The following is a 21,455-nucleotide window of genomic DNA, read 5'->3' on the forward strand; positions in this document are numbered from 1 at the left end:
ATGTGTTAACTGATGCTGACATTTATTCGGCTTTTCTGAAATCAACTCTCACAGCTCCGTGGCATGGTCGGTAAGTAGGAAAAACACCGGGCTGGGCTTGTATATGCGCAGGGAAAGAATCAATTCTTCCTATCATTGTTTTTCCGGTTTTCGAAATCAGTGTTACATTCTCGTTATACCACTCCAGTGTCTGGTTTGGAATCAACTCACCTGTCCAGGTAGCAGTAAAAATATCGCCTTCTTTGTAATATTCTTTATCAAGAATAACGTCGCTCGTATTTTCAGGACAATCAATAGGGGCACCGTCGTGTTCGCAAGTACTGGTATAGCCTTGCACCACAAAGTCTTTATAGCCATCTCTTGATACAGTCAGCAAGTAATAAGCATTACGATTATCAGGTACATTGTTTTTGGTGATAAGTGTGTTTCCTGAAAACTTAAACTCGATGGCTGGGTCGAGGTTCTGAATAGACATACGATACTGCCCTAAGTCTTTGTCGGGTGTGTAAGGGAAAAAAGTAAATTTCATACCACCTTCACGACACTCATTATTGGTTTTAACCTGAATAGGGTTGCTGTTTGTTGGGCTGTTATCATTATTACAACCTTGCAGGTTCACCTCAAGGGTGCTACCTAATTCTATGTTAAAACCAGTGGTAAGGTCAACATTCCTGGTAGCCGAATACTTAACCACTGAGCCATCTCTGATTCGGTCAGATGTATTAATGCTTTGAGAAGCAAGTACTTCCTTATTAGAAGCAACCAAATCAATGCTTGTAACAATATTGTTTTCACAAAGATACCCCAATCGTACCAGCCATATATCTCTTGAATCGCGTTGGCTGTAATGGTTATCAGTCACGTCGCCATCAAACGAGGTTGTGGTGCCAATGACAATCATTTCCTGCTCGGGTGTTTCAACCAGCCCAAAACCTTCGTCTATGCCTGAACCCCCAATGGTTTTCGACCAGATAACATCAAAGTTTGTGGTTGTTTTCATTAAAAAAACATCAAACTGGCTATTGTTATTATTGGGTATTCTGTTGCGGTCGGTGATACTGCCATTACTCGAATTAGTAGAACCTACGAAGGTACAGTTACCATCTTTGGTCAGAATTAAATCGTTCAGTATATCACGCCCCACACCACCAAATATCTTTTTGTTTAGCATATCTCCACCTGCGTTCAGGCGCGTTAGCCAGATATTTTCCTGATAATTTTCTGGAAAATCACTGCTGGGTGTTAGTTCAAAATCGCCGTTGAGTGCGTTAGAAACAACGCCAAGTATTAGGTCACCATTGGGTAACTCTATAATCCTGCGCCCTTCATCGTTCTGGTTACTTCCGTAGCTTTTTTGCCAGATAGTGTTGAGCGATTCGTCGATTTTTATCGCAAAAACATCTTTTCCTCCTTTGTTTGAAGCAGCCTGCCAATTGGTTGAGTTGCTACTACCTACAATTACATAGTTACCATCTGCCAATCTTTTCATGTCGAAAGGTATGTCATCGCTATTACCGCCAAAACATTTCTTACTAATAATTGTTCCGCTTGAATTGAGTTTTGCTACCCATACATCGCGGTTGAAAGAATCATTGTTTTTGCCGGTATCATACATATCTTGGTCATTAGAAGAAGTATAACCCAATAGCATGATATTATTATCAGGTGTTAGTATAGTTCTTACAGGTACATCCTCCGCCGAACCTCCTATAAGTTTAAACCATTCTTTTTGTCCCTTGCTATCGAGCTTTACAACTAGCATATCGATATACCCATGAAAACCTGTATTGGTTTCTAATTGACGAAGGTCTGTGCTAACAAAGCTCAGTCTTCTTACGTCAACTACCTGCCCAACCAGAATATACCCACCATCGGGGTGCTGAATGACATCGAAGCCTCGGAAACCGGTATACACCTGAGTATCAAAAATGATAGTTTCCCACAAAATTTCTCCTTTAGCATTTACTTTTGAAGTTACAATGTTTTCATAACCCTGAAGTGTTTTTTTTCCAAGCGTTATGAAATTTCCATCCTTGGTAGGAGCTATTCTGATACCTTCATCCCCATACCAACTATCCCATCCGTAACATCTTTGCCATTCAATGATGGTAGAGGTATTCTGGGCATTGGCTCGTAAAAAAGTTAACAGAACTAAAAGGCACGTAATAATTTGAAGACTTGTTTTTTTTCCTGACATGACAATAAAAACTTCTAAATATTTGTATGAATTTGGCCCTAAAATGTTTCAAAGAAAAATTTATAATTCACACTTTACTGAAAAAATACAATTAGTTAGGAAATTAAGATTTATTAAAAGGTCTCATTTCCGGACGATAATTATAATGTAAAACTCAACAAAATTATTGAGTAAGAGTACATTTTGTTTTTTAACGGTAATATTTTATTTTTTGTAAAATATTAGTTTTGTCTAATACGCTAATAAGTTCTTTAAATATTCCCTTTTGTTAACCCAGAAGCCATAAAACACAATAATACCGTTAACCAAGCAAAGTCTTCTTTTATACAATTGTCACAAAATCAATGCCAAAAGCAAATAAATAGGAAAGGAGTAGCGAATGGAGGACACATTAAAGTAGAAAGTTATTCTACAACAGCATAGTAACCAATTATTTAATGAAGCAAAATTATTCAATAACTCGCAAAAAATAAAAAAAACGCAGCAATTTTAAATGAAAAATTAAAATTACTGCGTTTCAGATACCTAAACTCTTTGCGAGATTAATTCTTTAATATCTCTGATAATTTTATCGGCAAGGTTCGATGCCGTTGTTTCAAATTCTGATTCAGCGTAGATACGGATAATTGGTTCAGTATTCGATTTTCTGAGGTGTACCCATTCTTTCTCGAAATTTATCTTTACACCATCTTCAACATTAATCGGATAACGCTCGTATTTGGCTTTAATATCTTCCAGAATTTCATCAACATTAATATCTGGTGTTAGCTCAATTTTCTTTTTGGCAATATGGTAGTTAGGGTACGTTTTTCTCAGAAAACCTACGGGTTTACCAAATTTAGCCAAATGGCTCAGAAACAAGGCAATACCCACAAGCGCATCACGGCCGTAGTGTAATTCTGGGTAAATAATACCTCCGTTGCCTTCTCCGCCAATAATGGCACCGGTTTCTTTCATCCGAACTACAACGTTAACTTCTCCTACTGCTGCTGACGCATATTCTCCGCCTGCTTTTAGGGTAATGTCTTTGAGTGCTAGTGTTGAAGATAAATTTGAAACCGTTTTTAAAGACTTTTTCTTCTTTGTATTAGATAAAATGTAGTCGGCTACTGCCACAAGCGTGTATTCTTCACCAAAAGGTTCTCCATCTTCACAAATAAAAGCCAGCCTGTCAACGTCAGGGTCAACTACAATACCTAAGTCATAATTTCCTTTACGGGTTTCTGCCGATATTTCTCTGAGGTTTTCAGGAAGTGGCTCAGGATTATGTGCAAAAACACCCGTAGGGTCACAATTGATTTTCTTGATGTCTGTCACGCCGAGGGCTTCTAAAAGCAGAGGAACAGCTAAGCCCCCTGTTGAGTTAACGGCGTCAACTACAACCCTGAACTTTGCTTTTTCGATAGCCTTTTTGTCGACCAATGGCAAGGCCAGAATTAAATCAATGTGTTTTTTGAAATAAGTGTCGTCTGAGGTTACTTTGCCCAGATGTTTAACATCACTAAACTCAAAATCTTCTTTTTCTGCAATAGCCAGCAGTTCAGTTCCGTCTTCACCTGAAATAAACTCTCCTTTTTCGTTGAGAAGTTTCAGGGCATTCCACTGAATAGGGTTGTGGCTGGCAGTCAGAATAATACCGCCAATTGCTTTTTCCAGAGGAACCGCAATTTCGACTGTTGGCGTTGTAGATAATCCTAAATCAATAACATGGAAACCCATGCCCACAAGGGTAGAACAAACAAGGTCAGAAACCATTTGACCTGATAAACGCGCATCTCTTCCGAGTACTACTTTTAGGTTAGCATCTGGGTTCCTTTTTTTAAGCCATGCACCATAAGCGGCTGTAAATTTTACGACATCTAAAGGAGTTAAGGCATCACCACTTTTGCCGCCGATAGTCCCGCGGATACCAGAAATAGATTTAATTAGGGTCACTGTAAACGTGTTTTGGGTGATTTTAAAACCATTGTTAATCTTACCGACTAAATACAGTTTTAAATTGAGAATTTAATTTTAACTGGGAATAATCGCACACAAAGATATAAAAAAAACTGATTTTTTGTATTCGGCTTTATTCAGGCCTTGAGAAAACCCTTTCGGTTAACGAAATATTATAGCTGCTTAATATTTACAAAGGCATTTAATTGTGATTTTGCACTCCCCCTGAAGCCACCGGTAATGGGGTTAATTAATTCGGGTTGTGCCGAAGACGCGAGAGTAATGTAATGATTGTCAATGATTTTACCTTCTGTGGGGTCAAAACCACGCCAGCCTGCCCCGGGCAGGTAAACCTCAACCCAGGCATGAAGTTCATGGGCTTGTAGTTGGCTGCCGTAGCAGTAGCCACTGGCAAATCGGGCAGCAATACCTAAGGCTTTGCAACTGGCTATCATCAGCACGGCGTAGTCACGGCAGGTGCCTTTTCGGTTTAAAAGTGTGCGTTCGGCAGGGTTAGCGGGGCCTTCCAGCCGTTTTTCGTACACAAAACTTTCTTTGATATATTTGGAGATTCTAGCCAGAAACTCGGTGGTTTTCCAGTTCGCTTCTGCTGCTATCTGTCTTGAGAACTGATGAATTAAAGTAGTTACGCCAGTCTGATTAAGATAAGGGGTTAGTAAAGCCGCTTCTTTTTCGGGATAATTAAAAGGAAGTTTTTCAGAATTGAACGGGAAATAAACAAAATGATACGGATTTGCCGGTTTTGATTCTATTTCAAAAGTAGCCTTAAAAGTAAGCTCTTCGCAAGAGGCGTTAATGTAGGCAATGTACTGAGCATTGCCTTCTACATCAATGTTTTTATAAAGCAGGTTGGCTACTGGGGTAATATCGAGTTTATAACTACGGATTTCCTGATGAGGAGATGCCTTAGGCGACAAATAAATATAATGGGGCGTTAAAAAAACTGGTTGCGAATATTTATAATGTAATGTATGTTCGACACTTAGAATCATAAATTGTTGGATAAGTGTTGCTTTCTAACCAAATTCTGAACAAAATTTTATTCCTTGTCAGTTCCACCCCATTTAAATAAGCCTGTCTTTTATAATCATTCTAAAGTTTATACTGATAAATGATTGTATCGTACTTTAGCCGTTTAGTATCCCTGCAAATTTATTTAATGGCGTTTCTTTCGACACCCTCGTTAGTAATAATAACAGGCTTTATAAAGCCATTTTCATCAAAATACATGTGGTCAATGCAAGTTACTCTCGAGTTACCGTCGGTTTCGCCAAGAGGTCTTCTATGGTACACAATATACCAGTCGTCGGTACCAGAGGCATGTATCACCGAATGATGCCCTGCACCTGTGGCTATTTCGGGGTTTTGTTGCAATATTTTGCCGATACGCTTAAATGGCCCGAAAGGAGAGTCGGCAATGGCATAGGCTACACTATAATTAGGGCCTGTCCAGCCACCTTCCGACCACATGAAATAATATTTTCCGTTTTTCTTAAACATAAAAGGGCCTTCCACATAGTTTTCGGGCGTAATTTCTTTAAAAGTGCTACCATCTTCAAACGGAACGAAACCTGTAAAGTCTTTTTTTAGGTGCGCAATATTACAATGCTTCCAGCCTCCATAAATCAGGTAATATTCATCTTTATCTTTGAATACAAACTGATCGATAGGCTGCGCGCCATTATGAAACTTATCAATCAGGGGTTTCCCGAGGTAATCTTTATAGGGCCCTTCGGGTTTGTTGGCCACGGCTACTCCAATACCCCCGGGTTGTTTATCATTCTGAATATCATTAGCACCAAAGAACAAATAATATTTGCCTCCTTTTTCAACTATTGAAGGAGCCCACATGGCGCGTTTTGCCCATTTTACACTTGCGGTGTCCAATATTCTTTCATGTTTGGTCCAGTTAACCAAATCAGGTGACGAAAAAGCATCAAAAAATACCTGCTTGCCATAAGGAGCCGAGTAAGTAGGATATATCCAGTATTTTTTACCAAAAATAGTGCCTTCGGGGTCGGCATACCAACCCTGAAAAACAGGGTTTCCGGCTGTTTTTTTAGTTTGGGCTATACTTGTTGTATGTATGAACACACCGAAGGAGAAAACAAATAAGAATGTTACTTTCAAAAGGTCAAACGAGGTTTTACGAAACATAGGTTTATAGTCGAAATTAAAGGTATCAATCGGGTTTCAGATACTCAGGCTGGCGTTTAAATCAGCAGAGCCAGAGAAGCCTCTGGTTTCCGGTCGTGAATATTCATATTTTATCAGGCTTATCAAAATTATTCTTCAATATATTTACGAAGCTGATTTTAAAAACTACTTAACTGGAAATATACCGGTACATAAAATTGATATTTGATAATATCCGACCATATAAAAACTTTTTGGTTTTGTTAGCGATAATAAATTTGGATAAAACATACTCCTTCATATAGATTTGTACTTACAAATTTGAGGCTATCTTTTACTTTTCTTCTATTACCAAACTAGTAGAAATACTCCCTTTTCTGCAAAGGCTAAAGTTTAGTTAAAAATTTTCCTATTGAATCAAATACACCCACGCTAAGAATATAGTGCTTAATTAGTTTGCTAACAGATGAGTTAACCTTACAGCCTTTATGAAAAAACAACTCCTTTTATTGGTTTTTTGCTTTTGTATATCCTTAAAAATAACTGCCCAGAGCTGGAGCGTTGCTTCGCCGGATACTAAAATCCGCGCTACGATTACACTTACCCCCGATGACAGAAAACTGGTTTATACAGTTGATTACGTTGAGAATGAAACTGTTGATAATATTGTGGGTACGTCAGAGCTAGGCGTAAGAAGAGCAGATGAGCTTTTTATTGGCAATTTTAATTTTGAGGGTTCATCAACCCGAAGTATAGATGAAAATTATCAGAAAACAACCGGAAAAAAGCTCAGTCTTAGAAATAACGCCAATGAACTTCAACTCAACTTCAGTTTAAATGGCAAGCTACTAAATGTTATTTTCAGGGCTTATAACGATGGCGTTGCGTTTCGTTATGTATTTCCTGAAACCTCTGGTGCAGAATATTACGTAGTAGGCGAAAATACTACGTTTCAGTTGCCTGTTGACGGAAAAGCATGGATACAAAATTATGGCACTTATGGACCGGTTTATGAAAATCTTTATAGAAATGGCATAGACATGAATCAGTCAATCTGGAACCATTCTGGTTTTCCGGCTCTGTTCAAAACTCCAAAGTTCTGGCTTTTGCTAACCGAATCTGACTTGCAGGATAACTTTTATGGAAGCCACATAGATGTTTATTATGGTAATGGTACTTACAGGTTAGTGCCGCCCATCTGGGAAGATGGCAACGGTTATGCTTTTTATGCAAAGTCTAGCTTGCCGTGGGTGATGCCCTGGCGGGTAATTATTATTGGTAAAGAAAACAAGAATATTGTGGAGTCAGACCTTGTAAGCCATGTAAGCCAGCCATCTACGATTGCCGATGTATCATGGATTAAACCCGGTTTAACAGGCTGGAGTTGGTGGTCGAGCCTTGATAGCCCGACTGATTTTGTTAAAACCCGCAACTTTATTGATTTTACAGCAGAATTTAAACTTCCCTATTTTTTAGTTGACGTTAGCTGGAATACCATGACCAATGGCGGAAACATTGATGACATCATTAATTATGCAAATACTAAAAACGTAAAACTATGGCTTTGGTATAATTCGGGTGGGCCAACTAATCCTTTTTTTAATGACCAGCCAAGAGACCTGATGCATATTCGGGATACAAGGCGGGCCGAGTTCGCACGAATTAAAAATCTGGGAATAAAAGGGGTTAAGATTGATTATTTTCAGAGCGACAAACAGGAGGTTATCAAATTATATCTTGATATATTGAAAGATGCCGCCGAGTATCAGCTCATGGTCAACTTTCATGGAAGTACGGTGCCGAAAGGATGGGAGAGAACCTATCCTAATCTGGTAGCTATGGAAGCAGTAAAAGGTGCAGAAGCCTACCTGTTCGACGGTGATAATTTCCGACCCAATGCTCCGGCCCATCATACAATACTGCCTTTTACCCGAAACGTAATTGGGGTAATGGACTACACCCCTGTAATTATCGGAGAAGGCCGCGGAGTGGTACATTATACCACCGATGTACATGAAATAGCTTTGTTGAATAACTTTGAATCAGGGCAAACGCATCTGGTAGACCGAGCGCAGAGTTATCTGGGTTTGCCTGCCATTGCACAGAATATAATTCAGGGGTTTCCTACAACATGGGACGAAACCCATCTGGTAGATGGTTTTCCGGGTACTCATGTAATAATGGCCCGACGTAAAGGCGATAACTGGTATATTTCAGGTATTAATGGGTTAGAGACCGACAAAGCAGTGAATCTGAATTTTGGGCTTATTACTGCCGGAGAGTACACAATGCAGAAACTCAAAGACGGAGATACACCAAGAGATATTGTTACGTCTGAAACAGATTTTACTACTCAGGTTGGTTTGAACATTAATGAAACCATGAAACCCTATGGCGGTTTTTTGATTGTACTCACAAAGAAAAACTGTATAAAAGATTATACCATTACTACCGGAAACGATACGCTGAAAGACTTATATCTGGTATCAGATACCATTAGTTCATCGGTAAAAATAAATTCCAGCAGAAATGTAACCTATGACGCAGGCAAATCAGTAACCTTGTTGTCTGGGTTTGAAGCAAGCCCAGGAGCTACCTTTAAAGCTCAGATAGGGGGCTGTCAGAATTGATTTTGGTTGTTTTTATAAAATAGGCATCGCACTTTCTGTTACATGGAGGTGCGATTTTTATTTTATACAAAATTAATCAGAGGCTTTTCAAACCATTTCAGCCAAAAGGCAGTCATCACCATAATACACGCTGATAGCGTTTGTATTCGTTGTAATAAATAATCCAACTATAAAACTGTTATATTCACAACAACCTAGCATGAGAAAATTAATTTACCCCCTACTTTTTACTTTAATAATCTGCTTTCAAGATAGTTTGGCACAACCCACAGGTTTTATTGATGAGAAAATTTCAGATGGATGGACGATTCCTGTTGGCCTGACATTCGACAAACAGGGAAGAATGTATGTATGGGAAAAATCGGGTAAGATATTTATGGTCGAAAATGGTGTCAAAGTTACTAAACCAATCATTGATATATCGGCCGAGGTATTAGACTTTAATGACCACGGGTTAAATGGTGTAGTCCTTGATCCCGATTTCCTCAATAATGGATACATCTACTTAATGTATACAGTAAAAAGGCATTATGCTTTATATTTTGGTACACCCGCTTATGACTCAACTAATGCAGATGGTTTTAAAACAACTATCGGGCGCATTACGCGCTATACTCTTAATAAAGCCGATAATTTTAAAACAGTCAATTACAGCAGCCGTAAAGTATTGCTTGGCGAAAGTATTTCGACAGGAATCCCGATTCTGGTTGATAATCATGGCGTAGGCTCATTGGTATTTGCTAAAGATGGTACCCTGCTTGCTACGGCCGGAGATGCTGCATTGGCTAACGAGCCACCAAGCGACGATACCCAAAACCCGTGGTTTCAGGAAGCCATTTCAGTAGGCATAATTACCCCCGACCAGAATATTAATGCGTATCGGAGCCAGTCGTTAAATTCGTTGAATGGTAAAATGCTAAGGATTGACCCCAATACTGGTGACGGGCTAGCTTCAAACCCATTCTATGACCCTGCCAATCCGCGTGCTGCCAAATCCAGAATATGGGCTTATGGTTTACGTAATCCGTTTCGTTTTGATGTGCAGCCCAATACAGGAAGTACGAATCCGGCCGATGGTAAGCCCGGAGCCATTCTGGTAGGTGATGTGGGCTGGAGCCATCGGGAAGAAATTAACATTATCAGCAAAGGAGGCCAAAATTTTGGCTGGCCAACTTATGAGGGTATGAGCTACACGAATGAGTCTTATAAAAACCCTTCATACCTGCCAGTAGAACCGGTTTTGCCTATTGTTGAATGGAGAGGCCCTTTGGTACAGGCATGGGTTGATGGGCAAGCCTATGGCGTAGGGTCGGCTCAGTTTAAAGGAAATCCGTTTTCGGGAAACGCTTCGATAGGAGGGGTATTCTATACCCTGACAGCGTTTCCAGAGGCTTATCGTAATCTGTATTTTCAGGGTGATTATCAAGGTTGGGTGAAGGCTTTCCGGCTAGACGAAAAAAATAATCCGGTTGAGGTAATTGATTTTACTGATAATGTACACCCAACTTGTTTTGCTTTGAATCCGGTAGACGGAAGCATTTATTATGTGAGCTTTCTGTTTCCGAATATAAGCGAAATCAGAAAAATTACGTTCGACCCTAATGCAAATCTCCGCCCACTGGCTGTATTAGAAGTATCGGCCGAGTATGGGGCAAGCCCTTTGACCGTTAATTTCAGAGGGAGCGATTCAAAAGACCCCGAAGGAGATGCCATACAGTTTTTCTGGGATTTTGGTGATGGTCAAAATTCTAATCAACCTAATCCAAGCCATGTTTATCTGGCTAATTCAGACCAACCTCAAATATTTACAGCTACCTTAACCGTGACCGATAGAGGAGGGAAATCTGACTCAAAATCCATAAAAATTTACCTCAATAATACACCTCCAAAAATTGTAAGTACTACGCTCGACCAAATATTTTCGTTTCGCAACATACAGGATTTTACAATTAATGCCTCGGCTGTTGTAACCGACAAAGAACAAACAGATTTGTCGTATCAATGGCTGGTAATATTGCGCCATGAAGACCATACACATTTTGTAACCAGTTTCAGACAGCCACAGGGAGTAATAGTACTTGGTGTTGTACCTTGCGACAACCAAACGTATTTTTATCAGGTAAGCCTGACCGTGACCGACCCTCTGGGCTTAAGTGCTACTTATACAAAAGATATTAAGCCTTTATGCCCAGGTGACCCCGACCCTGACCCAAATGTTGACCCTGTTATTTTAGGTGTTTATCCGAATCCGACAAAAAATACGGTTAGTCTTGTAGCAACAGACGATTTAGATGATTATATGGTAGAGCTAAGCCTATACCGCAATACAGGGCAACTGGTTGTGGAAAAAACTGGCTATTGGCGAACCCTGAAAGAAGAAGTAAACAGGGCGTTGTCGGAACAGAGTTTTGGGGTTTATCTACTCAATATCAGGTATGGTAGTATGCATAAAACCCTGAAAATACTTAAAGAGTAGCGTATGAAAGGAATAAGCCCACTTGCAGTTAGTTGTTGTCTGTAAGTGGGCTTAGTAGATTATAAGTATACAACCTGCCCTGTACGAACCGATTCATCACAGGCAAAGGCAATTTTTAAGCTGTTTACAGCATCCTGTACGTGGTCAGTAAGGTCGATATTCTCTTGAATAGCTTTCAGAAAATATCTTTGCTCGCGGTTACAAAGTTCTTGGTGGTCTGGCTCGTCGGTCAGGTTAAACCATGTATCCTCTTTAATAAACTCGTTTTTCTCATTAATATCGGCATGATGGAATCGTAACGATTCGGTTTTGGTATGCGAGTCTACGTTGTCAGACTTGCCACTTGCGCCAGCATCTTTGGCAACAATAGATACACAACCCTTTGGCCCGATTACATCTTTTACGAAAAAGGCGGTTTCGCTTATCATAGGACCCCAACCAGCTTCATACCAACCTACCGAGCCATCTTCAAACCTGATTTGCAGCTGGCCATAGTTATAGTTATCGGCGGCAATATCATTGGTTAGTCTGGCACCAATGGCTGTTACCTGTAAAGGTTTTGAGCGAGTCATCTGGCACATCACATCTATATAATGTACCCCACAGTCTACAATAGGGCTAAGGCTTTTCATGAGGTTACGGTGTACATCCCACATTGTACCGTGGCTTTGCTGGTTCAGGTTCATACGCATAACCAGTGGTTTGCCTAGCTGATGTGATAACTCTACGAATTTTTCCCAAGATGGATGATGCCGCAAAATATAACCTACTACTAATTTTTTTCCTGTTTTTTGCGCTACTGCTGCTACGCGTTCAGCACCTTCAACTGTATCGGCTAATGGTTTTTCAATAAATACATGTGCGCCACTTTCAAGTGCTTTAATGGCAAAGGCCTCGTGGGTGTCAGGATAAGTCGAAATACATACGGCATCTGGTTTGGTCTCATTTAGAGCTTCTTCATAATCTGAAAATAAAGGGTAGCCACCACCAAGTTTCTCATTAAGTACTTCTTTACTTTTGCCAGTAGACACAATACCACAGATTTCAAAGCCATCAATTGACTGATACGCAAAGGCATGAGAAGCACCCATATTTCCGCAGCCAACAACTAGTACACGAATAGGAGTCATAATTTTTTCAAATATTATTTATAGAGTTCAATAGATTGATACATCCTGAATTAGGCATTAATTACTAAGGTTATTTTTTGAGCAAGGCAAAAATACTCTTATTCAGGCATTAAACAAAAAGGCTTTTAAGTTCTACGCCTTTATATTTTGCTAAAAGAAAGTATTTTTCATATTTTTTTGAAAATTCAATATAAATAGTTTGTATTGTATTTTCAAGTTTAAAAATTTGTTATTTACCTAGATTAATACATTCAGGTGGTATAAATATTCTTTAGGTTTTTGGCCCAGATAAATAACTTAACAAAGGAAATAAGCAATATAAGCCCAAAAATAAGAGCCGTGTATTCAGGTTTGAAAGGATTTAAACCGAAATACTTGTTCATGCCATCGACGTTTGCTAAATGTGCTACCGAAATTAAGGCAAAAAGGGCGTACTCTCCGCTAATAAGGGCATAGGCAAAATATAGTGCAATGGCTGGGTAAGAATACCGCTCGTGCATTTGAGTATTAACAAAAAAGAATAGCGTTGCTGTGGTTGCGGCTGTTAGCCAAAGCAGGGCATAATAATTGGCATCCAGCAACTTTTTGGTTTTAATGTTTATATAAGTTTGCCATAAAAGCGGAATAAATACTAAAGCCGATGAACCAAAAAATAATATAAAACCCCATTTTTTGTAGGTCAGTCCTGCAAAAGGCAAGGTATCATTCAGAAGCGTAGGGTCTTGCTTAATAACCAGATACCAGAAGTTATACGCGTGCCATGAAACTCTTGGGAAAAAACCAACCGATTCTCGGACTACTTTAACAAAATTCCAGAATGTGCCTCCCCAAATAAAAGGGCTCAGTAGCCACAGTTGGGTTAAAACCGAAATGCCAATCATCTTGACCAGAAGCCATTTGTCGAACTTTCGAGAAAGTTGGTAAATAAGCAGAATAACAAAGAAAGGTAAAAATATAATGGCCTGTAATTTTACATATACTGCGAGTGTACCGAAAAAAGCTGCCCAGAGTAACTTACGCTCAAACAAACAAATAATAGCCAGTATAACAATAGTTGTAGGCATGCTATCAAGCTGCCCCCAGATGACAGAACAATACAAATACCCAAGATTAAAGAGTAACAGGTACTCGGCAAATTTTATGGTGTAGTATTTTCTGAGAGCCCATGCCAAAGCAATAGCACCTCCGAAATCAAACAACAGAAAAAAGTATTTAAGTTGATAACTATTGGCATAAATCAACTCTTTGCTGCCTTGTAATTTGCCAAACCAGTATAGCCCATGCAGATAGAAGGGCATATAATTGGTATCGGAATTATAAATCTGACTTAAACCATGCTCGAAGGCATAGTATGACCAACGAGGCCAGTCCTTATTGAGGTCAAAGTAAAAGCCTGTGTGGGGAATAATAGCAATGAGTAAAGTATAAAATAAGATATGGTGCCACTGAACAGGTAACGAGTTATTGCTTAACTTTTGAAATATTTTCATTCTGCGGGTTTGATTAGTACGGCAATATTTAATGAAAACAGGTTTAACACCCAAAGTTCAGCATTTTGTTTGAAATAACTAAGTGTCTCTTTAAAGAAAGCTTTAAAGAGCTATGAAATGAACGAAAGTAAGTATTTAGACTAGTTTATTTTTTTGCCTTTATTTTTTCAATAAAATCGGTCAGGGTTGCAATGAGCAAGTACGCTATTCCGAAAATGATTAAGGGTAGGCAGCTAAAGAATATGGCTCTTCTGGGGTAACCTTCTATGAGGTTTGCCCATGACCACCAGTAGCTGCTTCCTAAAATAAACGGATAAGAGAAGATACCTATTATTAAAAGCCATGCCAGTTGTTTTTTTAACGCTTTGGCAGGTTTTAAAATAATGAACGATAAACCTGCCATCGAAAACCACGGGAATAGGGTAATGGCACCCAATATTTGTAAAGAAATAAGTAGAATTTTCATAAACTCACACTAATTACAATGTAACTAAGTAAATAGCCGCAGTTTAAGGGCATAGCTTAGCACTGGCAAAAGTTAAAAATAATGTTAAAAGTAAAGTTATATTAAGTAAAACAGCAAAAGCAGGATACCTACTATTGAGCTAGCTCACGAATAGCCAGCCATGACATTAAACCCGGGCCGATTTCAAGGGCTGCTTCATCAATATCAAAGGTAGGAGTATGTACTCCAGAAATAATTCCGCGGGCTTCGTTACGGGTTCCGAGCCGATAGAAACATGAATCAACAACCTGAGAATAAAAAGCAAAGTCTTCGCCTGCCATCCAGAGGTCAAGATCAATTACGTTCTCTTTTCCCATATATTCAATAGTCTGGTTTTTCAGACGTCGGGTAAGTTCAGGATGATTTTTAAGGTAAGGATACCCTTTTATTACTTCAAAATCGCAACTTCCGCCCATAGCTTCGGCGATGCCTTCGGCCATTTTTTTCATTCGGCGAAGCCCGTCTTCCCGCCATTCTTCATCCATACACCTGAAAGTACCCTGAATGGTTACTTCATTCGGAATAACGTTAGTAACTCCGTCAGCAATGAATCTGCCAAAAGAAAGTACCGACGGATTAGCCGGTTTACGATTGCGTGAGATAATCTGTTGAAGCGAAACAATGATATGAGAGGCAATCAGAACGGGGTCTATTAATTGGTCAGGCATGGCTCCGTGGCCACCTTTTCCTTTCACTGTCAGGTATAGCTCATCAGTACTAGCCATGTACATTCCTTCTCTGAAACCTATTTTACCCACAGGCACATTAGGTGCCACATGTTGGCCTATCATGCTGGCCGGTGTAGGGTTTTCCAGTACACCTTCTTTAATCATGATGGAGGCTCCACCCGGAGCTTTTTCCTCGGCTGGTTGGAACACCAATTTTACCGAACCCTCAAATTCTTCGCGTAACTGATACAGTATTTTAGCCGTACCCAGCAAAGATGAGGTATGCACGTCGTGTCCGCAAGCGTGCATTACGCCCTCATTAACCGATTTGTAAGGCACATCATTCTGTTCAAAAATAGGTAAAGCATCCATGTCAGCTCTCAGGCCAATAACCTTGCTGTCGGGGTTTTTCCCTTCAATAATGGCTACAACTCCGGTATTGGCAATACCTTCCTGAGGTGTAAGACCAATATCTTTAAGTTTTTGAGCAACAAACCTTGCAGTATTATATTCTTGAAAAGAAAGTTCAGGGTTTGTGTGTAAGTAACGACGGTTTGCAATTACCTCAGTGGCATAGTCTTTTGCTAATTGCTTTATTTTTGAGTCAATCGACATAGGGCGAGCTAGCTTGTTTGAAATAGGTTACAAATCTACAACGTTTTTTAAAAAACCATATTTAAAATCTGCTTAGATTCTTTGCGACCCTGACTGATAAAATTTCTTGTGTGCAAATAGTGAATTGGGTTGGCTCAGGTTTTTCGTTTCTTTTTCTTAGCCGACGGAAACAATACGTTGTTCAGGATGAGCCGGTATCCGGGCGAGTGGGGGAAGAGATTCAAATCAGTAGGCATCCGATGAAACCCCCTGCGTCCTTCAGGGTCATGCCCTCCGTAAAATACCCACTGCCCCAAGCCTAATTCACCGTAAATATACCGGTGCGACTCATTCCCTTCACCCATTACAAGCACGTTTGATTTGACTGTCCTCTTGTTGAAGGCGGAGGTCTGGCCCATAAATTCTCTGATAAGATGCTCGTGGTTCTGGGCTAGCATAGCCGGAATGACATCCCATTTAGCCGAAAAATCGAATAAGTTAAAATAACCACTCTGTTCGTCGTCGAACCTGCCCGACCAGACGTTAATGTCTGAAAAAGACATTGAGCCATAGCCCTCGCCATCGTTCAGATATAAATGGAAGTTTTCAAATGCAAATGTTTTATTAAAATCGAGCTTTGATTGTGCATCTGCATCTACGTTATCGCCATCAAATCTACTGCTTACAATATCTATACCCTCGGCCGAGAGGGCAATATCGAGGGTTTCAGCACCCGAACACATGGCAAACAAATACCCGCCACCCATGCAAAACATTTTAATCATTTTTGCTACATCAAGTTTAAGGCTCGAAATCTTCGTGTATTTCAGGCGTTGGGCAATATCTTCCTGCGCTTTCATGTCGAGTGCCGACATCCGGCGCATATTCCGACCAAATTGCCCCGTAAAATCTTCATGATGCAGGTGTAGCCAGTCATATTTGGCTAAATCGCCTCTGATAATTTCTTCATCGTAGATAATTTCATACGGAATCTCGGCGTATTTCAGTACTAATAAAACGGCGTCGGTATCTTCAAAACTTGAAAGGCTTACTTTAATAGGGGAGTAGACTGCAATTTTTGCTGCTTTAAATAGCCTTACTACTTCCATGTTTACGTCAGGGTTTGAAATTTCTTTCAGTATAGCCTGCACGTTTGCCGTAGAAATTACTTCAAAAGAAACGCCCCTGATGAGGCACTCTTTTTCTAGTGTTGATGAATAATCAAATAAAAAACTGCCGCCACGGTAATTCAGTAGCCAGTCTAACTCAGTATCAGACCGAAGTGTTTGGTAGGCAATACCATAGGCTTTCAGGTGATTTGTCTGAGTTTCATCCATGGGTATCAGAATGGAGTTAGCAAAACTCTGCCAGCAACTCAGGAAAAAAAACAGAATTAGTACTTTTTTTACCATGGCACAATCAATTTTTAATCAAATATAACAATCAAAAGCCAGAATACCCGTGTCAGGAGCTTATTTTTTAGCTCCTGATAACCAGTAATTTAGGGTAGTTTTGCCAAAGTAAAACCTCTGAATTTTAAAAAACGCTAAAGGCAGTTATACGAAAATCTTAATTGAGGAAATCTGATTGTGGGCTGGTTGGGGGTATCGCTGTGATTAAGCCTGTTTCTTGGATTCGATAAAATCCCACAGATTTCCGTATAAATCTTCAAAAACAGCTACTGTGCCATAGGATTCTTCGGTGGGTTGTCTGACGAATTTAATCTCATTGGCAATCATATTTTTGTAATCACGCCAGAAATCGTCTGTAAAGAGGAACAAAAACACTCTTCCGCCTGTCTGATTCCCCACACGGCTTTTTTGCTCATCGTTGCTTGCTTTAGCCAATAGCAAGTTACAACCAGTTGAACCCGGAGGGGCTACTACCACCCAACGCTTGGTGTCGGTCAGGGGAGTATCTTCTATTAACCTGAAATGCAGTTTTTCGGTGTAAAACTTAATGGCTTCGTCGTAATCATCTACTACTAACGATACATGCCCTATTTGTTGCCTCATGTTGGTATTGATAAAATTGTCTGATTTAATAACTTGGTTTGGTACAAAAGTGTTTCTGGTATGCAGTTGTATTAAAGCTATTTTCTTTTGTTATACTTTACTTTTTTACCATTTCCTAACCACAACAAGGCATCAATCAGGAACTGATTCTGTGTGTCGTTAGCAAGTGTAAATGATAACTCTTTATTGGTTTTGCCTTCGTAGTCAATGTCGTTATGGCCCATGTTTAGGTAAATCATTTTATAATTTTTATTGGTCCATACTACCGGATAATAGCCACTATGCCAGATTTCGTGAGGTTTGGGACCTGTGCCTAAAGGAAAACTGCTTGAGTCAATCGACATTAATATTTCAATATCAGGATTTGCCTTTAAATCGTTTTTCCAGCGATACCACTCATTGGGTGAAGATTTAAATGTTTCGGGCAAGTGTTTGGTAGCAGGGTGCTTTTGGGCTTCAACGCGCAAAATGGCCGATGTAGGCCGCCATGTATTGCTTTTATATTCTCCCGAACCCAGAAAATCGTTATGGTACCAGTCCCAATCTTGATTAAAAGCCGAATTATTCAAGGCAAAGGCTGCAAAATGAAAGCCCATCCATGCCCCACCATTTTCCATATATTGTCTGAAAGCCTCACGTTGGGCGGGGGCTTCGGGGCGGGTGTCTAAAAACAAAACTACCTGATATTGAGAAAGAAACTTTGTGTTAAGGTTATCCCAATTACTGGTTGAATCATAAGTGAAATTATATTGCTGAGCAATTTTCGGAAACCACTTATTGGCTTCGTGTACATAACTGATATGGGCGCGGTCGTTCTTGGCTGTGTAAAAAGCAATAACTTTAAATTTGGGGCTTTGGGCTTGGGCATAAGTAAAAGTGCAAAAGCAAATTGCAACAAATACACCAATGCTAAAAAGCACACGCTTGAATTTAACAGAATGAATCATAATTTTTTAGAGAGTACCTGATTGAATAGATTGAAAGACAAAAGTAATGTCGTTCGGTAAGGTATCAGCAAAAATATAGTTATTTTATTTTTTACTACTTTGCTTAAATCGTATTGTATCTTTTGCTAGTTCTTTACTGGTTGGATGAAAATTTTAAGTTCTGAGGTTATGTTTTCCGAAAGTAGCTTTATAAAAGAATAACCTCCTTTATGCTTGTGGATACACACAAAGGAGGTATATTCAGACACTAATAAAAGTTGAGGGATTTTTAAAAGTTTTGTGGATTAGTACTCGTGTTCCCCTAAAACACGTATAAGTCAGGCAAACGCATTTTCTCGTGAGAGATAATACATATAATTGGTAATTGGTGGATCCGTCAGCCCAATATGGCGAGCCATATCAGTGATTTGTACCCTATGATAAGTACTGTGGTCAAAACAAAGTTGTATGAGTTCAAACTTGGGTATGTTGCAGTCTATTACGTATGGTATGTATACGTGTGTGGTTTCTTTAAGTTGTGTTTCTTCGAGCGATAAAATATAATCGGCAAACTTCTCTGACTGCATCAGTAATCCTTCAAAGATGCTGTCAGTCGAGCTTCTTTCCATGTCTTCATAAGTAATGTCGGTAGTATTGTTCTGTAAACAGGCTAACCACGAGTGTTCGGCCTGCCAGATATGTAAAAGCGTTTGTTTCAGGCTATGCGAACCCGCAGGCATTTGTATATCCAGCAGGTCAGTTGCTTTGGTTTTTAACCAAGTTACAATTCTTTTGGTAGCTACCTGATTATAAATGGCGTAGTCCTTTATAAGCGTTTGTAAGCTCTTGTCAGGGGCAACTGTAATTTCTTGTAGCATAGCTTTTTTCGTTTATGCTACAAAATAAATACAGCCTAGTGACAGCCTTATGTCAGCAGAGGTAAAGAATTTTTTAAAATTTTGCAGAAATTGCCGAAACAAGCATTTTGATTTTATCTTTCAGGCTTTTTGGGGTAATAATTTCAGCCTGATCGGCAAAAGTAATGAACCAGCGGGCATAATTATCAAGTGAAGCCGTCAGGAAAGTCATCTCCATCATCTCGCCTTTATCTGTTTCTGATACAAAACCATTAAAATATTTTTGTTCTAGTAAAAATCTGAGTGCTGGTTTGTTTACCCTTATAATTACGGTTTCAAGGTTGTCGTTTTCGGGCATTCGTTCAAGGTATTCTTTTAGCGAGTAGTGTTCTTTTGTGAAAGGTTCATCGCTCAGGTCTATTTGCAGGATACGGTCTGTTCTGAAATGCCGGTAGTCACCACGCAAGTGGCAGAAAGCAATAGTATACCAGTAATTAAATTCATGATAAATGCCTACGGGTTCGATTTTTCGTTGAATTGGCTCACTGGAGTTAAAGCTCGAATACTCCATCTGAGCCAGTTTCTTTTCTGAAATACTTTTCAGAATAATTTCAAGTGTATTGCTGATAGAAGTATTGAAAGGGATAGTCCTTTGCCTTACTTCGATGTTTTCTTCAATGCTATCGAGCATATCCTTTTCAGAACTCCGTAGTACCGACTTTACTTTGTACATAGCCGATTTATAACTCGCTTTGGTAGAAAGGTCAGTAAAGGTTTCCATCAGTTTTTCGGCGGTGATGAACGTACGGGCTTCTTCGCGAGTGAACATCACCGGAGGTAAGCGGTAGCCATCCATGATTGAGTATCCGATACCAGCTTCACCAATAATAGGAATGCCTGCTTCTTCCAGAGAACGTACATCTCTGTAAACAGTTCGCAGGCTTATCCCGAATCTGTCGGCTATGTCTTGTGCTTTTACTATTTTCTTAGATTGTAACTGAATCAGTATAGCCGTTATTCTGTCAAAGCGATTCATACGTTGTTTATTAAACCTTTTACAAAAATCTGAAATAAATATATAAGTTCATGAGTCTGCGAATGAATTTCTTTTCTGAAATATTTGGCTTTGAAAAACTGATTCCGAAAAAATAGTTGGCTTAATAGGCTTATTTGCAGCATTTTAGAAAAAAATTAAGAAAAAATAAAGCTGTTTTCCAATCCGATTTTTATTGAATTCCGTTAGTTGAGGTATAATTACAATTACAATAATATAATCAATTTAAAACAAAAATTAATCATGAAAACTTTAGCAGTTATCCTTGCGTCAGCGTTGATTTCAATTAGCTCATTTGCACAAAGTGGTAAAGAAAAAACCGTTATGGTAGGAGGAGCCCCGATGTATCCTTCAAAAAACATCGTTGAAAACGCAGTAAATTCAAAAGACCACACCACATTAGTAGCCGCAGTAAAAGCAGCAGGTTTAGTAGAAACACTTCAAGGGGCTGGTCCTTTTACTGTTTTTGCACCAACCAACAAGGCGTTCGATAAATTGCCTGCGGGTACAGTAGAAACATTAGTAAAACCTGAAAACAAAGCAAAACTTACTACTATTCTTACTTACCACGTAGTGGCTGGTAAATGGAATGCTTCAGACTTGGCTACAAAAATTAAAGAAGGTAACGGAACTGCTACCTTAACAACCGTACAAGGAGGAAAATTAAAGGCATCCATGAAAGGTAAAAATATTATACTTACAGACGAAAAAGGGGGAATGGCAAAAGTAACGATTTCGGATGTGAATCAGAGCAATGGTGTAATACATGTAATAGATACAGTATTAATGCCTAAATAATAATTACCTGCATTCTGGAT

16 protein-coding genes are annotated in these 21,455 nt (G+C 39.4%); 3 read left to right on the plus strand and 13 right to left on the minus strand.

Translation table 11 applies throughout. The annotated features are described in order from the left end of the window. Positions 1–22: 22 nt before the first annotated feature. The 4 genes from WAA15_RS16960 to WAA15_RS16975 all read right to left on the minus strand — a co-directional run bounded on the left by WAA15_RS16960 (position 23) and on the right by WAA15_RS16975 (position 6,313). Positions 23–2,197, minus strand: coding sequence for a 3-coathanger stack domain-containing protein (locus WAA15_RS16960; RefSeq protein ID WP_337044001.1), 2,175 nt, complete (start codon positions 2,195–2,197; stop codon positions 23–25). A 525-nt stretch (positions 2,198–2,722) separates the two neighbouring features. Continuing rightward, a complete protein-coding gene (gene glmM / locus WAA15_RS16965; RefSeq protein ID WP_337044002.1) occupies positions 2,723–4,132 on the minus strand; it encodes a phosphoglucosamine mutase in 1,410 nt (469 codons plus the stop codon). Between the two features lie 176 nt (positions 4,133–4,308). Next, on the minus strand, positions 4,309–5,148 hold the full coding sequence (locus WAA15_RS16970; RefSeq protein WP_337044003.1) for a transglutaminase family protein: 840 nt from the start codon (positions 5,146–5,148) through the stop codon (positions 4,309–4,311). Between the two features lie 160 nt (positions 5,149–5,308). Continuing rightward, positions 5,309–6,313 (minus strand): glycoside hydrolase family 43 protein, encoded by a 1,005-nt coding sequence (locus WAA15_RS16975; RefSeq protein ID WP_337044004.1) that lies wholly within the window; start codon positions 6,311–6,313, stop codon positions 5,309–5,311. Positions 6,314–6,780: 467 nt separating this feature from the next. Between WAA15_RS16975 and WAA15_RS16980 the strand changes: the two genes are divergently transcribed. Continuing rightward, entirely contained in the window at positions 6,781–8,922 is a 2,142-nt protein-coding gene (locus tag WAA15_RS16980) for a glycoside hydrolase family 97 protein (RefSeq protein WP_337044005.1), read from the plus strand. 199 nt (positions 8,923–9,121) lie between these two features. Beyond that, complete coding sequence (locus WAA15_RS16985) at positions 9,122–11,398, plus strand: PQQ-dependent sugar dehydrogenase (RefSeq protein WP_337044006.1); 2,277 nt, start codon at positions 9,122–9,124, stop codon at positions 11,396–11,398. A 59-nt stretch (positions 11,399–11,457) separates the two neighbouring features. Here the strand turns inward: WAA15_RS16985 and WAA15_RS16990 are convergent, their stop codons facing one another. From WAA15_RS16990 to WAA15_RS17030, 9 genes are all read right to left on the minus strand, one after another. Continuing rightward, positions 11,458–12,528, minus strand: coding sequence for a Gfo/Idh/MocA family protein (locus WAA15_RS16990; RefSeq protein ID WP_337044007.1), 1,071 nt, complete (start codon positions 12,526–12,528; stop codon positions 11,458–11,460). Positions 12,529–12,779: 251 nt separating this feature from the next. Next, positions 12,780–14,018, minus strand: coding sequence for a hypothetical protein (locus WAA15_RS16995; protein ID WP_337044008.1), 1,239 nt, complete (start codon positions 14,016–14,018; stop codon positions 12,780–12,782). A gap of 145 nt (positions 14,019–14,163) precedes the next feature. Beyond that, positions 14,164–14,484: a hypothetical protein gene (locus WAA15_RS17000; protein WP_337044010.1), complete on the minus strand. Its 321-nt coding sequence runs from the start codon at positions 14,482–14,484 to the stop codon at positions 14,164–14,166. Positions 14,485–14,615: 131 nt separating this feature from the next. Continuing rightward, on the minus strand, positions 14,616–15,806 hold the full coding sequence (locus tag WAA15_RS17005) for a M20 metallopeptidase family protein (RefSeq protein WP_337044011.1): 1,191 nt from the start codon (positions 15,804–15,806) through the stop codon (positions 14,616–14,618). A gap of 134 nt (positions 15,807–15,940) precedes the next feature. Then, the gene (locus WAA15_RS17010) at positions 15,941–17,197 is read right to left on the minus strand and encodes an asparagine synthetase B (protein WP_337044012.1); all 1,257 of its coding nucleotides are present in this window, start codon (positions 17,195–17,197) and stop codon (positions 15,941–15,943) included. Between the two features lie 204 nt (positions 17,198–17,401). Beyond that, positions 17,402–17,800: a VOC family protein gene (locus tag WAA15_RS17015; protein ID WP_337044013.1), complete on the minus strand. Its 399-nt coding sequence runs from the start codon at positions 17,798–17,800 to the stop codon at positions 17,402–17,404. A 77-nt stretch (positions 17,801–17,877) separates the two neighbouring features. Further along, entirely contained in the window at positions 17,878–18,747 is an 870-nt protein-coding gene (locus WAA15_RS17020) for a ThuA domain-containing protein (protein WP_337044014.1), read from the minus strand. A gap of 317 nt (positions 18,748–19,064) precedes the next feature. After that, complete coding sequence (locus WAA15_RS17025; RefSeq protein WP_337044015.1) at positions 19,065–19,604, minus strand: DinB family protein; 540 nt, start codon at positions 19,602–19,604, stop codon at positions 19,065–19,067. A gap of 73 nt (positions 19,605–19,677) precedes the next feature. Continuing rightward, on the minus strand, positions 19,678–20,619 hold the full coding sequence (locus tag WAA15_RS17030; RefSeq protein WP_337044016.1) for a helix-turn-helix transcriptional regulator: 942 nt from the start codon (positions 20,617–20,619) through the stop codon (positions 19,678–19,680). A 261-nt stretch (positions 20,620–20,880) separates the two neighbouring features. On the opposite strand from WAA15_RS17030, the gene WAA15_RS17035 reads away from it, so the two are divergent. Next, positions 20,881–21,435, plus strand: a complete 555-nt coding sequence (locus WAA15_RS17035) for a fasciclin domain-containing protein (protein WP_337044017.1) — start codon at positions 20,881–20,883, stop codon at positions 21,433–21,435. The last annotated feature ends 20 nt before the right edge of the window (positions 21,436–21,455 follow it).

This window comes from Emticicia sp. 17c, assembly GCF_037153985.1.
GTDB lineage: Bacteria > Bacteroidota > Bacteroidia > Cytophagales > Spirosomataceae > Emticicia.

Bases quoted from the DNA above. Each gene is read 5' to 3' on its own strand.
- WAA15_RS17035 (WP_337044017.1), top strand. From the start codon at position 20,881: ATGAAAACTTTAGCAGTTATCCTTGCGTCAGCGTTGATTTCAATTAGC.
- WAA15_RS17025 (WP_337044015.1), bottom strand. From the start codon at position 19,604: ATGCTACAAGAAATTACAGTTGCCCCTGACAAGAGCTTACAAACGCTT.
- WAA15_RS17030 (WP_337044016.1), bottom strand. From the start codon at position 20,619: ATGAATCGCTTTGACAGAATAACGGCTATACTGATTCAGTTACAATCT.
- WAA15_RS16985 (WP_337044006.1), top strand. From the start codon at position 9,122: ATGAGAAAATTAATTTACCCCCTACTTTTTACTTTAATAATCTGCTTT.
- WAA15_RS17000 (WP_337044010.1), bottom strand. From the start codon at position 14,484: ATGAAAATTCTACTTATTTCTTTACAAATATTGGGTGCCATTACCCTA.
- WAA15_RS16960 (WP_337044001.1), bottom strand. From the start codon at position 2,197: ATGTCAGGAAAAAAAACAAGTCTTCAAATTATTACGTGCCTTTTAGTT.
- WAA15_RS17015 (WP_337044013.1), bottom strand. From the start codon at position 17,800: ATGAGGCAACAAATAGGGCATGTATCGTTAGTAGTAGATGATTACGAC.
- WAA15_RS16990 (WP_337044007.1), bottom strand. From the start codon at position 12,528: ATGACTCCTATTCGTGTACTAGTTGTTGGCTGCGGAAATATGGGTGCT.
- WAA15_RS17020 (WP_337044014.1), bottom strand. From the start codon at position 18,747: ATGATTCATTCTGTTAAATTCAAGCGTGTGCTTTTTAGCATTGGTGTA.
- WAA15_RS17010 (WP_337044012.1), bottom strand. From the start codon at position 17,197: ATGGTAAAAAAAGTACTAATTCTGTTTTTTTTCCTGAGTTGCTGGCAG.
- WAA15_RS17005 (WP_337044011.1), bottom strand. From the start codon at position 15,806: ATGTCGATTGACTCAAAAATAAAGCAATTAGCAAAAGACTATGCCACT.
- WAA15_RS16975 (WP_337044004.1), bottom strand. From the start codon at position 6,313: ATGTTTCGTAAAACCTCGTTTGACCTTTTGAAAGTAACATTCTTATTT.
- WAA15_RS16980 (WP_337044005.1), top strand. From the start codon at position 6,781: ATGAAAAAACAACTCCTTTTATTGGTTTTTTGCTTTTGTATATCCTTA.
- WAA15_RS16970 (WP_337044003.1), bottom strand. From the start codon at position 5,148: ATGATTCTAAGTGTCGAACATACATTACATTATAAATATTCGCAACCA.
- WAA15_RS16995 (WP_337044008.1), bottom strand. From the start codon at position 14,018: ATGAAAATATTTCAAAAGTTAAGCAATAACTCGTTACCTGTTCAGTGG.